This window comes from Kitasatospora sp. NPDC036755 (assembly GCF_040636595.1).
In the GTDB taxonomy this organism is placed as follows: Bacteria; Actinomycetota; Actinomycetes; order Streptomycetales; family Streptomycetaceae; genus Kitasatospora.
The window spans coordinates 1-12,251 of record NZ_JBEZUT010000060.1 but is presented as its reverse complement, the minus strand read 5'-3'; the positions used below and the strand labels follow the sequence as shown (position 1 = coordinate 12,251).

At 74.2% G+C, this 12,251-nt stretch carries 12 protein-coding genes; 7 read left to right on the top strand and 5 right to left on the bottom strand.

Going from position 1 to position 12,251, the window contains the following annotated elements:
- Window positions 1–199: 199 nt before the first annotated feature.
- Window positions 200–982 (bottom strand): DUF6643 family protein, encoded by a 783-nt coding sequence (locus AB0E96_RS12035; protein WP_359821757.1) that lies wholly within the window; start codon window positions 980–982, stop codon window positions 200–202.
- A gap of 482 nt (window positions 983–1,464) precedes the next feature.
- The gene (gene mscL, locus AB0E96_RS12030; RefSeq protein WP_359821754.1) at window positions 1,465–1,911 is read right to left on the bottom strand and encodes a large conductance mechanosensitive channel protein MscL; all 447 of its coding nucleotides are present in this window, start codon (window positions 1,909–1,911) and stop codon (window positions 1,465–1,467) included.
- A gap of 446 nt (window positions 1,912–2,357) precedes the next feature.
- Here mscL and AB0E96_RS12025 point away from each other — a divergent pair, with 446 nt between their 5' ends.
- The 3 genes from AB0E96_RS12025 to AB0E96_RS12015 all read left to right on the top strand — a co-directional run bounded on the left by AB0E96_RS12025 (window position 2,358) and on the right by AB0E96_RS12015 (window position 5,247).
- The gene (locus AB0E96_RS12025; protein WP_359821751.1) at window positions 2,358–3,587 is read left to right on the top strand and encodes a glycosyltransferase family 4 protein; all 1,230 of its coding nucleotides are present in this window, start codon (window positions 2,358–2,360) and stop codon (window positions 3,585–3,587) included.
- A gap of 144 nt (window positions 3,588–3,731) precedes the next feature.
- Window positions 3,732–4,406: a thiol:disulfide interchange protein DsbA/DsbL gene (locus AB0E96_RS12020; protein ID WP_359821748.1), complete on the top strand. Its 675-nt coding sequence runs from the start codon at window positions 3,732–3,734 to the stop codon at window positions 4,404–4,406.
- Between the two features lie 136 nt (window positions 4,407–4,542).
- Window positions 4,543–5,247 (top strand): alpha/beta fold hydrolase, encoded by a 705-nt coding sequence (locus AB0E96_RS12015; RefSeq protein ID WP_359821745.1) that lies wholly within the window; start codon window positions 4,543–4,545, stop codon window positions 5,245–5,247.
- Here the strand turns inward: AB0E96_RS12015 and AB0E96_RS12010 are convergent.
- Together AB0E96_RS12010 and AB0E96_RS12005 are read right to left on the bottom strand one after the other, a co-directional pair.
- Complete coding sequence (locus AB0E96_RS12010; protein ID WP_359821742.1) at window positions 5,222–5,968, bottom strand: class I SAM-dependent methyltransferase; 747 nt, start codon at window positions 5,966–5,968, stop codon at window positions 5,222–5,224. The two genes, AB0E96_RS12015 and AB0E96_RS12010, sit on opposite strands and share 26 nt — an antisense overlap.
- Window positions 5,969–6,010: 42 nt before the next feature.
- Window positions 6,011–7,159 carry a glycosyltransferase gene (locus AB0E96_RS12005; RefSeq protein WP_359821739.1) on the bottom strand — a complete coding sequence of 383 codons (1,149 nt, stop codon included), beginning with the start codon at window positions 7,157–7,159 and terminating at the stop codon, window positions 6,011–6,013.
- Window positions 7,160–7,216: 57 nt separating this feature from the next.
- On the opposite strand from AB0E96_RS12005, the gene AB0E96_RS12000 reads away from it, so the two are divergent.
- Entirely contained in the window at window positions 7,217–7,987 is a 771-nt protein-coding gene (locus AB0E96_RS12000; protein WP_359821736.1) for an aspartate/glutamate racemase family protein, read from the top strand.
- A 969-nt stretch (window positions 7,988–8,956) separates the two neighbouring features.
- Here the strand turns inward: AB0E96_RS12000 and AB0E96_RS11995 are convergent.
- Complete coding sequence (locus AB0E96_RS11995) at window positions 8,957–10,102, bottom strand: polysaccharide deacetylase family protein (protein WP_359821733.1); 1,146 nt, start codon at window positions 10,100–10,102, stop codon at window positions 8,957–8,959.
- Window positions 10,103–10,473: 371 nt separating this feature from the next.
- Here AB0E96_RS11995 and AB0E96_RS11990 point away from each other — a divergent pair, with 371 nt between their 5' ends.
- From AB0E96_RS11990 to AB0E96_RS11980, 3 genes are all read left to right on the top strand, one after another.
- Window positions 10,474–10,746 (top strand): hypothetical protein, encoded by a 273-nt coding sequence (locus AB0E96_RS11990; protein ID WP_359821730.1) that lies wholly within the window; start codon window positions 10,474–10,476, stop codon window positions 10,744–10,746.
- Window positions 10,747–11,057: 311 nt separating this feature from the next.
- The gene (locus AB0E96_RS11985; RefSeq protein WP_359821727.1) at window positions 11,058–11,678 is read left to right on the top strand and encodes a sugar transferase; all 621 of its coding nucleotides are present in this window, start codon (window positions 11,058–11,060) and stop codon (window positions 11,676–11,678) included.
- A gap of 28 nt (window positions 11,679–11,706) precedes the next feature.
- A complete protein-coding gene (locus AB0E96_RS11980; RefSeq protein WP_359821725.1) occupies window positions 11,707–12,195 on the top strand; it encodes an NUDIX domain-containing protein in 489 nt (162 codons plus the stop codon).
- The last annotated feature ends 56 nt before the right edge of the window (window positions 12,196–12,251 follow it).

Genomic DNA, 12,251 nt, shown 5'->3' with positions numbered 1-12,251 from the left:
TTCGCGAAGGCCTCGGCTCGGAAGGCTTCCTGCGCGACGGCCCGGTACGCGCACGGACCGCCCGGTACGCCGTGGGGGGCGTGCCGGGCGGTCCGTGGATGACCCGTTTCTCCGTTCGCCCGGCGCTCGGGGCGCCGGGTGGTGCTCAGGTGGTGCGGGTTCGAGCCGCGTGGGGGTACGGCCCAGGGGTGTCAGTGGTTCAGTAGCCCTGGCCCTGCGACTGGTAACCACCCTGGAACTGCCCGGACTCGCCGTACGGGCCGGGGCGCTGCGGCTGCATCGGGCGGACCGGTGCGACCGGCGCCATGGCCGGGCGCAGCTGGGCGCCGCCGAAGGGCTGTTCGCCGCCGCCCTGGCCCTGGAAGCCGGGACCGCCGGCGGCCGGACCACCGAAGGACTGCTGGCCGCCGAGGCTCTGCGGCCCGCCGGGCTGGCCCTGGCCGAAACCGCCCGGGCCACCGGCCGGCTGCGCGCCGAAGGTCTGCGGGCCGCCCTGGGCACCGATGAAGGTGTTCTGGCCGCCGAAGCTCTGGCCGCCGGTCGGCTGGTAGCCGCTGCCGGAGCTCTGGCCGAAGGCCGGGGAGGCGGGCTGCTGGCGCTGGTACGGCTGGGGGGCGCCGTAGCCGGGGACCGGCGGCTGCGGGGCGGCGTACGCCGGCGCGGGCTGCGCGGGGATGTACGCCGTGGCGGGGCCGGTGGAGGGACCGCTGCTCGGGCCGGGGCCCAGGGCGAGGCGGGCGGGCGGCAGCGCGGGGAGGTTGCTGCCTGCGCTTTCGTAGCCGTTGCCGTAGCGGTTCTCGTAGGAGGGGTTGGGGCCGGATCCGTACCCGGGGGACAGCGCCGGCGGCAGGGCGGCCGGCACGTTGATGGGTGCGATCTGGGGGACACCGCGCTCAGCCACGAGGCTGTCGTAGATCGGCGTGCCGGAGGAGAAGGACGGAGAGGGGTAGCCGACTCCGTCGTAGGAGCGGGGCGAGGTCATGGGGCATACGGTAAGCCCACAACGCGCCTGCTGAGGAGAGCGGGAGGGGGAGCAGTTCGAGTGTTTACACAGTCTTCGCTCGCACAAAGGTTTCGAAAGTAGGAAAGCCGGACATTCCGGCGTCCGGTTCCGGACAACCTTGGCGCCCCGTCAGTGATCGAACAACGGCCGGACGGAGGGCCTGGGAGGCCTTGCGGTGACCGGCCGGTGGACGGTCGGGGGCCCTGCGGAGAAACTTTTTCCGGACAGGGCGTGCGCGGGCGCGTTCGAGCCCCCGCCAGGGTGGTGGCGAGGGCTCGTGAATGTTTCGGGAATAAAGTCCCCGTCAGCTCCCCGGGCGTTCCGTCCGGGTCGGCGATCTGCGCTGTTCAAGCCTGTGACCTGCACGGCTCGATTCCGGGACCCGCGCTGTCGGCCCGGTGCGGGCCGGTGTGGCCCGGTGCCGCCCGGGCGCCGGCGCGTTCTCGGCCCGCTGCCGGCGGTCAGTGTGACTGCAGCGCCTGGGCCTGCGCGGGCAGGGTCGCCTTGCCGACCTCGGAGGTGCAGAAGGAGCACCGGGTCGCGGCGGCAGGGATGGAGCTGAGGCACTCCGGGCAGTCGACCTTCGCGGCCGGAACGGGCTTGGCCGATTCGAAGCGGGCCTGGAGCTTGCCGACGGGCAGCACCACGGCGAAGTAGATGACGGCCGCGGTCAGCACGAAGCCGATGACCGCGTTGACGAAGAGGCCGTACGGGAACCGGGTGCCGGCCACGTCGAAGGTCTTCTGGGTGAAGTCGCCGACGGCGCCGGACGCGACGCCGACCAGCGGGGTGAGGAAGGCGCTGACGAACCCGGTGACGACGGCGGTGAAGGCCGCGCCGATCACGATGCCGACCGCGAGGTCCACCACGTTCCCGCGCAGCAGGAAGCTGCGGAATCCCTTGAACACCGGGTGACTCCAAATCCGTACGAGGAGGGGGGAGATGGGGCGGCACGGCGGGTGCCGCCCCTGGCTGGACATCCTGCCGATCGGCCCGGGTCGAGGTCCAACCGCGTTCACCCGAACCGGGTAACGGCCCCGGTACCCCGGGCTCGTCGGCCGGGCGGGGCGGGGACGCTCCGCACACCGGCCTTTCGCCGGTCGAACGCAAGGCCCGACTCGACGGTGTGACGAGCCACTTGGTGTCGGCACGCACCGTCCCGGGGCGGCGCCGACCCGGCGCGACGGGGTGAACCGGAGCGCGGCAGGGGGCGAGACGGGGCGCACGGCGGTCGCATCCGGCGCACGACGGCGGCCCCGTGGCGCACATCGGGTGTACAAGTGCGGGCGGATGGGCCACCATCAGGTTGCGCGAAGGGGATGTACCGGGCGGAGCACTGTGCCAAGGTCGGTCCATGCCCGACCATTTGTCGGCCGATCCGGCCGGAAACCGTCCGCGTGTCCTGCACCTGATCAGTGACTCACGTCGTGGCGGCGCACAGAACTTCGCCCGTGACCTCCACCGGGAACTCGGCCGTCGGGGGCAGTCCTCCGCACTGTGCGCCCTCGCCCCGCACCCGGCCGTCCACTCCGGTCCCGCCGACGCGGCCCGGGACGGCGCGGGCCGGAGCCCGGACACCGCCGGTGCGGGCCCCGCCCCCGCGGACCGGAGCCCCGTCGACTGCTCCGTCGCCGCCTCCGGGCTGCGCTCCGCCGCGGTGCTCGGCCCGGGGCGGCTGCACCCGAGCACCCTGCGGGCGCTGCGCCACGCCGCCCGCGCGGCCGACGTGGTGCTCGCCCACGGCTCGGACACCCTGGCCGCCTGCGCCCTCGCGCTGACCGGGACCCGGACGCCCTTCGTCTACGTCTCGGTCGGCCACCCGCGCTACTGGACCGCCAACCGGTTGCGCCGGGTGCGCGGCGGCGCGCTGATGCACCGCGCGGCCGCTGTCACCACCCTCACCGACGAGGCGCGCGCCGTTCTGGAGGAGCAGTTCCGGCTGCCCGACGGCAAGGTGCGCGTGATCCCCAACTCCCGTGCGGCCGAGAGCTATCCGCCCGCCGACGGCCGGGACGACCGGCGCGCCGCCCGGCACGCGCTGGGCCTGCCCGCCGACGTGCTGCTGGTCGCCTGGATCGGGGCGATAGCCCCGGAGAAGCGGCTCGACCTCGCCCTCGACGTGCTCGACCGGCTGCCCGACGTCCGGCTCGCCGTCGCCGGGGACGGGCCGCTGCGCGAGACCCTGGCCCGCCACCCGGCCGCCGCCCGCGCCCACTTCCTCGGCCCGCTGCCCGACCCGGCCCCGCTCTACCGCGCCGCCGACGCCCTGCTGCTGACCAGCGACAGCGAGGGCGTGCCCGGTGCGCTGATCGAGGCGGCACTGGCCGGGGTGCCCGCCGTGGCCACCGACGTCGGCTGGGTGCGCGAGGTGGTCCGGGACGGTGCCACCGGTGCGCTCGTCGCCCCGGGGGATCCGCTGGCTCTCGCCGAGGCGCTGGGCAAGGTGCTCGCGGTCAACCGGGCGGGGCTCGGCGCGGCGGCCCGGGCGCACGCGCTGGAGCACTTCGAGCTGGGGGCCGTCGTGGACGCCTGGCAGCACCTGGTCGCCGAGGTGTGGACGGCGGGCGCGGAGCCCGACCGCTGACTGGGGCCGGGTTCCGCCCCCGTCCTTCCCGTTCCGCTTCGTTCCGTCCACGGGCGCGGCCCGGGTACGCCGTCCGGGCGAATCCGGCCCGGCCGTGCCGCGACAACCGGCCGGTAACGAAACGCCACCAGCACACTGCCCGGTGTGAACTCGAAGTCGCTGCTGCGGTCCACCGTCCTGCTCGCCGTCGCCGTCGGGATCGCCGCGTCCCCCGTCCAGGCCGGCGCGATGACCCACCAAACCCCCTCCAGGGGCCACCAGTTCGTGAAGCTCGACCATCCGCAACCGGTCCGCGAGAGCGCCCGGACCGAGGCGGTCGAGTTCTTCTGGTACGACTGCGGTCACTCCCAGGCGCTCGAACAGCCCCTGCAGGCCTGGGCGCAGAGGCACAGCGCCGATGTCGCGCTGTACCGCATCCCGGCCATCTGGCCCGGCAGCCGGGAGGAGGCCGTGCAACGCGGCCACGCCCGCCTGTACTTCACGCTGGAGCAACTCGGCCTGGTCGACCGCCTCCAGACCAGCGCCTTCCGCGCGGTGCACAACGAGGGGCTCGACGTCACCACCGAGGCCACCGCCACCGACTGGGCCGCCCGGCAGGGCGTCGACGCCAAGGCCTTCGGCCGGGCGTACCGTTCCAGCGAGGTCGGGCGGTCGGTCGACGAAGCCGCCGCCGCCTTCACCCGCTACGGCATCACCGAGCTGCCGACGGTCGTGGTCCAGGGCGAGTACCGCACCTCGCCCACCCAGGCCGGCGGGGTCGAGGCGATGCCCGGGGTGCTCGACCACCTGGTGCAGCAGGAGCGGGCGCACAAGCACTGAGCCCGCGCTCCCGATTCCGATCCCGATCCCGATCCTCTCGGTGACAGTGGTTCAGCTCGCTCATGTGCCGTGCCTGGCGGGCGGTTTGCCCGAACAGCATCTTGCCTAACCTTTCAAGTGCTGTTTAATGGTTAACATGAGCGAGCTGACGATCTCGCACGTCCACCATCGCCGCGTCGACGTCGACGGCCTGCGCGTCTTCTACCGCGAAACCGGACCGGCCGACGCCCCCGTGCTCCTGCTGCTGCACGGCTTCCCGTCCTCCTCCCGCCAGTACGCCAGGCTGCTCGACGCGCTCGGCACCCGCTACCGCCTGATAGCCCCCGACTACCCCGGGTTCGGCCACAGCGACAGCCCGACGCCCGACGACTTCACCTACCGTTTCGACACCCTCGCCGACGTGATCGAGGGCTTCTGCCTCGCCCTCGGCCTGGACCGCTTCGCGCTGTACGTCTTCGACTTCGGCGCCCCCGTCGGCCTGCGCCTGGCCACCCGGCACCCGGAGTGGATCACCGGCCTGGTGGTCCAGAACGGCAACGCCTACGAGGAGGGACTCTCCGACCGGGCAAGGGAGTTCATCGCCAACAAGCGCGGCGTGCCGGACCCTGGTCCTCTGGGGGCTGGGCGACCCCTTCTTCACCGAGGCCGGTGCGCACGCCTACCGGCGCGACCTGCCCGGGGCCGAGCTGCACCTGTTCGACACCGGACACTTCGCGCTGGAGGAGAAGCTGCCCGAAATCGTGCCGCTGATCGACGACTTCCTCGAGCGGACGCAGAAGTAGCCGACCGGGAGGGCGCGTTCGGCCCGGTGCCGCTCAGTCGCGGCGCAGCAGGTACGTGACGAAGCCGAGCGTCCCCCGGTAGCCGTGCAGCCACCCGGCACGGTGCCGGTCCGCGGCCTCCCGGGCGGCCGCGGCCCCCGGGTGGTCCGGACGGTCCAGCGCCCACTCGGCCAGCGAGCCCGTCCAGGAGAACTCGTACTCGTCCCACTCCTGTTCGGTGCTGACGTGCCCGAACACCGGCGTCCAGCCGTCCGCGAGGACCCGGTCGGTGGTCGTCGCCAGATCCGCGAAGTCCTCCCGCGCCGCGCCCAGTCCGTCCAGCGCCGCCCGTGACGGTTCACGCTGCCAGAACCCTTCGCCGACCAGCAGTCGGCCCCCCGGTGCCAGGAGTCCACGGGCCGCGGCGAGCGTCGGCGCCAGGCCGTCGAACGCGTGGGTGGCACCGACGCACAGCACCAGGTCGAAGGGCTCCTTCGCGGTGAACTCCCGGGCGTCCGAATGGTGCAGGCCGATCCGGCGGACCACGCCGAGCGCCGTCGCGGCCTCCCTGGCCCGGGTCAGGGCCGCGGCGTCCAGGTCCACACCCACCGCCCGCCAGCCCGGACCGGCGGCCAACGCCCGGAGCAGCCAGGCGCCTTCACTGCAGCCGAGGTCGAGGGCCCGGCCCCGCTCCGCCCCGGCCATGGCACGGTCCAGCAGCCGCGCCACCGACTCGTCCGCCAGCGGGGCCGCGATCGGGTGGTGGGCATGGGCGAGGCGGGAGATCTGCTGACGGTCCATTCGAGCAGTATGGATCGGGGCGGCCCGGCGCGCAGGGCTTTCTCAGGCCCCGGAGTAGGTCCGGCCCTTCCACGCCGCACCCCGGCCGCGCCAGTGCTGAACGGCCGAGTCCACCGTCATCAGCAGGTACAGCCCCGCGGTGAAGGGCAGCAGCAGCACGGCCGCGGCCGGCTGCCCGTAGTACCGGACCATCGGCAGGTAGGTACCCGCCATCAGCGCCCACGCCGCCCCGCCCGCCACCGCCACCGACGGCGCCCCCGCCACCAGGCCGGCCACCGTCGCCACCGGCGGCACCAGGTACACCAGCCCCAGCCCCAGCACCGTCCCGAGCAGCAGCGGCGGCGAGTGCCTGAGCTGGGCGTACGCGCTGCGCGACACCATCCGCCACAGCTGCTCCAGCCGCGGGTACGGGCGCACGCTGTCCACCTCCCCGGCCAGACCGAGCCACGTCCGGCCGCCGGTCGACTTCACCGCCCGGGCCAGCGACACGTCGTCGATCACCGCGCCCCGGATCGCCGCCACCCCGCCCGCCCGCTCCAGCGCCTCGCGCCGCACCAGCGAACAGCCGCCGGCCGCGGCCGCCGTCCGGGCACCCGGACGGTTGCTGCGGCGGAACGGGTAGAGCTGGGCGAAGAAGTACACGAAGGCCGGCACGATCAGACGCTCCCAGCCGGTCTCCGTCCGCAGCCGGGCCATCTGCGACACCAGGTCCAGCCCGTTGCTCTCGGCCGCGGCCACCAGCTCGGCCAGCGAATCCGGGCCGTGCGCGATGTCGGCGTCCGTCAGCAGCAGGTACTCGACGTCCGGACCGGCCAGCGCCACGCCGTGCCGCAGCGCCCACAGCTTGCCGGTCCAGCCCGGCGGCAGCGGGGGAGGAGTGGTGACGGTCAGCTCCAGCCCGTCGATCGTCCGCAGCTCCGCCGCCAGCGCCCCGGTACCGTCCGAACTGTGGTCGTCCACCAGGATCACCCGGGCCCGACCCGGGTACTTCTGCGCGAGCAGCGACGGCAGGCTCACCGGGAGCACCGGGGCCTCGTCCCGGGCCGGCACCACGATCGCCGCCTGCGGCCAGCGGACCGGCGGGCGACGCGGCGGCAGCCGTACGTCGGTGCGCCAGAACGAGCCGTGGCAGCAGGCCAGCCAGAGCCAGACCAGCAGGGACAACGCGGCGATCCACAGCAGGACGGTCACCCCGGCAGTCTGCCGCAGAAGCGGGCCGGTCGGGCGTATCGACTAAAGTCTTGACCCGTGAAGATCGCACTGATGGACTCCGGAATCGGCCTGCTGGCCGCCGCCGCCGCCCTTCGGAAGCTGCGCCCGGACGCCGATCTGGTGCTCTCCTCCGACCCGGCCTCGATGCCGTGGGGACCGCGTACGCCGGAAGAGGTCACCGAGCTGGCCCTCGGATGCTGCCGGGCCGCCGCCGCGCTCGAACCCGACGCGCTGGTGATCGCCTGCAACACCGCCTCCGTGCACGCGCTCGCCACCCTGCGGGCCGAACTGGAGCCAGGGCTGCCGGTGATCGGCACCGTTCCGGCGATCAAGCCCGCCGCGGCGCAGGGCGGCCGGGTCGCGATCTGGGCCACCCCCGCCACCACCGGCAGCGCCTACCAACGCGGGCTGATCCGCGACTTCGGTGGCACGGCGGACGTCACCGAGGTCGCCTGCCCGGGACTCGCGGACGCGGTCGAGCACGGCGACGACGAGGCCATCACCGCCGCCATCGCCGATGCCGCCGCCCGGACCCCGGCCGGCACCGACGTCATCGTGCTCGGCTGCACCCACTACGAGCTCGTCGACGACCGCATCCGCGCCGCCGTCGCCCGGACCGCCTCCCCGGGGCTCGTCCTGCACGGCTCCGCCGACGCCGTCGCCGCCCAGGCCCTGCGCCGCGTCGCCGACCCCACCCGCACCGGCGCCGGGACCCTCACCGTCCTCCACGCCGGCGCCCCCGCCACCCTCCCCCCGGCCGCCGCCCTCTACCCCCAGGGCAACACCCTCGCCACCCTCATCGGCTGACCAGCCCGCCCGGGCCGCCCGCACCGGAAGTCGGCCCGGCCGACTTCTCGCGCAACGCTCGCTTCGAACGGCTGTCACGCCTCGCCTCAGCGGGGACGTCGGCGTGCACGGAAAGCCGGTCAGGCCGACTCTCCAGGCAAGTGCGCTTCGCGCGGTTCCACCTCCCTGCCCGAGCAGGCCGACGGCCACGCCCTGCGAGAGGGCGAAACGCACGGATGCGCACAGGAAGTCGGCCCGGCCGACTTCTCGCGCAAGGTATGCCTCCTCGAGTGCCCCCTCCTCCCCGCCCGAGCGGGCCCTGCCGCGCACTGCGAGGGGAGTAGACATGCGGCTGGCCGACTTTCCGTGCTGCTGCGGCTACGCGCGAGGGGCGACTCGATCGGCTTGCTGCGGGCGTCCGGAGGCCAACGGCTGCGGCCGGCGCCCGGGGCCAGGCCGCTGCTGCTCCGCTTCCCGGGGCTGAGCGGTTGGCCCGGCGGTCCGGGCGGGGCGCTGGGGTGGCCGTGGTTCCCGGTTTCGCGCGGAAAGTCGACTCCGCCGACTTCTCGCGCCGTGCCTCCTGCAGGTCACCCCACCCTTGCGGGCCGGAGCCGGGGCGGCGTGGAGGGGGGGCTTCCGGACTGCGGACCCGCACAGGACGTCGGCCCGGCCGACTTCTCGCGCGGCGGCCGTTTCGGGGCCCAGCCCGCTGGGGGAGCTCGCGTGGGGGCGGGGCCTCGTGGATGGGGGCCGGTCGGGGCTGCGATGGGGAGGGGGCCCGGGGTGCGGTGTGTGCAGGAAGTGGGGCCGGCTGCTTTTGGCGTGTCCGGTTCGTCGGGCGTGATGCTTCGCGGGGCCCGCGGGGAGTCGATCTCGTCACGGCCCGGATTCACCGGTCGTGCGCAGGAAAACCGGCCGGCCGGGCTTCGGTACGGAATTGCGCTGCGTGGGAAGCCGGCCCGGCCGACTTCCCACGCAGCGCGGCCGAGGTCAGGCGACGGCTTGGCGGCGCCAGCGGCGGTAGGCGGGTTCCAGGCCCGAGAGGATCGTGTCGAAGCGGCGGGTGCTGGTGGTGGAGTCGACCTGGAGGCGGCTGATCTGGAGGGGGTGGGTGGGGAGCCGGGGGCCCAGACGGTGGTCGGAAAGGAAGCCGAGGCGGTAGCCGAGCTCCTGCAGGACGGCTTCGGCACGGACGTCGTGGCCGCCGTCCGGGTAGGCGAAGGCGATCGGCGGTTCGCCGAGCCAGCGGGTGAGGGCCTCGTGGGCGCCGGTGATCTCGGCGCGCACGGTGTCGTCGTCGCAGCGCCCGAGGCACGGGTGTCCCTGGGTGTGGTTGCCGATCGCCACACCGCCGTCCCGCAGGGCGAGCAGGTCGGCCGGGGTCAGCTGTTCCTGACGGGGCGGCCGGCGGTCGGCGCTGACGCGTAGTTCGTGCAGGCTGCGTCGGCGGTCCGGGTCCGGCATGGCCTTGAGCCGGGGGAGCAGCTGGGAGGGGTGTCCGCAGTCGAGCGACCGGGCCCGGCCCCCGTGCCGGGCCAGGAAGTCGGCTTCGTGCCACCAGAACGGCCGTTCCGTGCCGATGAGCTCCGAGATGACGAAGGCGGTGGCGGGGATGCCCCGGGCGTCGAGGGCCGGCAGGGCGTGGGTGAGCACGCTCCGGTCGGCGTCGTCGAAGGTGACCAGGACGCTCCGGGGTGGCAGTGGCCGCCGCTCGGTCACGGCGCGGAGGACCGCGTCGAGCGAGACGGGTGTGGCGAGCCGCCGGAGCCGGTCGAGCTGGGCGCCGAAGGACCGGTGGTCGGTCACCCCGTGGTACGCCAGGACGGCGAGCCGTTGGGCGGCCATGGCCCGGAACAGCGGCTGGACGGGGGCGAACCGCAGCCATTCGCCCCGAGCGTCCTGCTGTTCCGCGTCGACGCTCGCCCGGTGACGGCCCCCACCGTCCCGGTGCGAGCCGTGGTGCTGCTCGCCGTGAAGGTATTGGACGTGCAGGTGGCCTCCGTGCGGATGGTCGGTGGGTCGGCCGGTGCCGCGCCCGTCCGCGGGCCGTCCGACGGGCGGAGGCAGCGCGCGCACGCCGGGGGCCGGCCGGGCGCGGGCCATGGAGGTCGATGTAGTGGACTGGGACTGCGGCACGGTTCCCCCTCGTTCGCCGAGCGGCGTGGCGGTACCGCCGGAGGACGGAGCCCGGCCTCCGACTCCAGGGGCGGCGGCTCCGCTCCTGGATATTCCTGTTCTCGGTGGGGGGTTCACACCCGTCCCTCGAACGGCTCCTGGATCACTCAATGCCATTGAGACCGCTGCACCGGACGGATGGTTGTACCGGGGGGACGAGGATTTTTCGTGGACTGATTGTGGAGCCGGAATGCGGGTGCGGACGTCTCGGACACACTTCGGCGCGGCCCCGGCGGGCCCCTGACCAGCCCGGATCCGTCGGTCGCGCAGCGTGTTCACACCTTCACTCCCTGCGGGCTGCCACCCGCCCCGCCCCGGGGTACCTTGGGCTCATGGCAGATGCGGACCGTGACCCCTTCCACCTCCACGGGGCCTCCCGGATGGCTCGCGCGTGCAGTGGGGGAGCCCTGGTCACCCACCAGCTCCCGCTGACCGTGGTGGGCCTGGCCTGCCTGGCTCTCGGCATCGTGGTGGCCGTGTTCGTGCCGGACAGTGACGGGCCGGCCTGGGCGATGGCGGTGGCCGGTTGTCTGGCCGCCGGCGTTCTGCTGCTGGGCCGGATCGCCTTCGGTCTGTTCCGCGACCGCCGCCGCGCGCTGCTCTGACGGAGTCCCGTTCGCGACCTGTTCCCGACCTGTTCGCGGCTCCTCCACGTACCGGCCGTGCGGTTTTCGGGTTCGGCCGGGCCTCGTCCCCCACCCGTAACGTCGATCGCTTTCGGCATTTCGAAACGCGGATCGAGCGAAATTGGTCAGACCGACTTAATATCGTCCAGTCGGACAATCTTGGGCCCTCTTCTTTCACCATTCCCGGACAAGGGCTTCATGTCGCCCCTACTGTGAATGCGTTCTTCCGTCTCGAAGCGCCGTGGAGGGGGAGCGATGGGCGGCAGACCGGATCGTGCCGCGGCCGCCTCATGAGGCGCGCCGGGGACCTCGCCGTCGCCGCCCTGGCCGCGATCGTCGCACTGCCGCTGGCCCTGCTGATCGCCGTGCTGCTCCGGTGCACCGCCGACGGCCCGGTCCTCCGGAGGCAGACCCGGGTCGGCCGGCACGGCCGTGAGTTCCTGCTCCTGCGCTTCCGGGCCGACGGGGACGGTCGGCTCGCCGCCCTGCTGCGCCGCACCGGCCTGAACGAGCTGCCCCGACTGTGGAACGTGGTGCGCGGCGAGATGGGGGTGGTCGGGCCGCGACCGGTCCGCCCCGACCAGGTGTCTCGGTGCTCGGGCCGCGAGCGCGGCCGGCTCGCGGTCCGGCCCGGCCTCACCGGCTGGGCCCAACTGCAGGCGGTGAGCCGGAGCCGGACGCCCCGCCCGCTCGGCCGCCCCGAGTGGACCGAGCTCGACCTCTGGTACGTCGAGCACCGTTCGCTCAGACTCGACCTCCGCATCCTCGGGCTGACCGTGCTCGCCCTGCTGCGCCCCGACGCCGGACCGGACGCCGGACCGGGCAACGGGCCGGACGCCGGGCCGGCGTCCGGCCCGGGGGTGTCCGACGCCGGCCGTCCGCGCGGGGCCGACCCCGAGCCGCCGGGATAGCCCCGAACCGCCCCGATAGGCTGCGGCCATGGCCATTCCCCCCTTCCTCGCCGAACTCCGCGCCGTCGTGGGCACCCGCCCGCTCTGGCTGAGCGCCGTCGTCGCCGTCGTGTTCGACGACCGCGACCGGGTGCTGCTCGCCCGACGGGCCGACGACGGCCGGTGGGCGCCGGTGGGCGGCATCCTCGACCCGGGCGAGCAGCCGGCGGACGGCGTGGTGCGCGAGTGCGAGGAGGAGACCGGGGTGGTGGTCGTGCCCGAGCTGCTCGCCTCCGCCACGGTCTCGCCGCAGGTGACGTACCCGAACGGCGACGTGACGCAGTACCTGGTGCTGACCTTCCGCTGTCGGGCGGTCGGCGGCGAGGCGCGGGTGAACGACGACGAGTCGCTGGACGTCGGCTGGTTCGGGCTGGACGAGCTGCCGCCGATGGTCGAGAGCGAGCACGAACGGCTGCGCCACGCGCTGGAGTGCGAGGGCCCGGCGGTCTTCACCTGGGACGGCAGGGAGCGCCCCTGACGCCGGGCGGCGGCGCACCGGGCGGCGCACCGGGCGGAAGGCCCGCGGGGGCCACC

Excerpts from the sequence above, each read along its gene's own strand:
- AB0E96_RS12035 (WP_359821757.1), bottom strand. The coding sequence starts at position 982 with ATGACCTCGCCCCGCTCCTACGACGGAGTCGGCTACCCCTCTCCGTCC.
- AB0E96_RS11980 (WP_359821725.1), top strand. The coding sequence starts at position 11,707 with ATGGCCATTCCCCCCTTCCTCGCCGAACTCCGCGCCGTCGTGGGCACC.
- AB0E96_RS12015 (WP_359821745.1), top strand. The coding sequence starts at position 4,543 with ATGAGCGAGCTGACGATCTCGCACGTCCACCATCGCCGCGTCGACGTC.
- AB0E96_RS12010 (WP_359821742.1), bottom strand. The coding sequence starts at position 5,968 with ATGGACCGTCAGCAGATCTCCCGCCTCGCCCATGCCCACCACCCGATC.
- AB0E96_RS12025 (WP_359821751.1), top strand. The coding sequence starts at position 2,358 with ATGCCCGACCATTTGTCGGCCGATCCGGCCGGAAACCGTCCGCGTGTC.
- AB0E96_RS11990 (WP_359821730.1), top strand. The coding sequence starts at position 10,474 with ATGGCAGATGCGGACCGTGACCCCTTCCACCTCCACGGGGCCTCCCGG.
- AB0E96_RS11985 (WP_359821727.1), top strand. The coding sequence starts at position 11,058 with ATGAGGCGCGCCGGGGACCTCGCCGTCGCCGCCCTGGCCGCGATCGTC.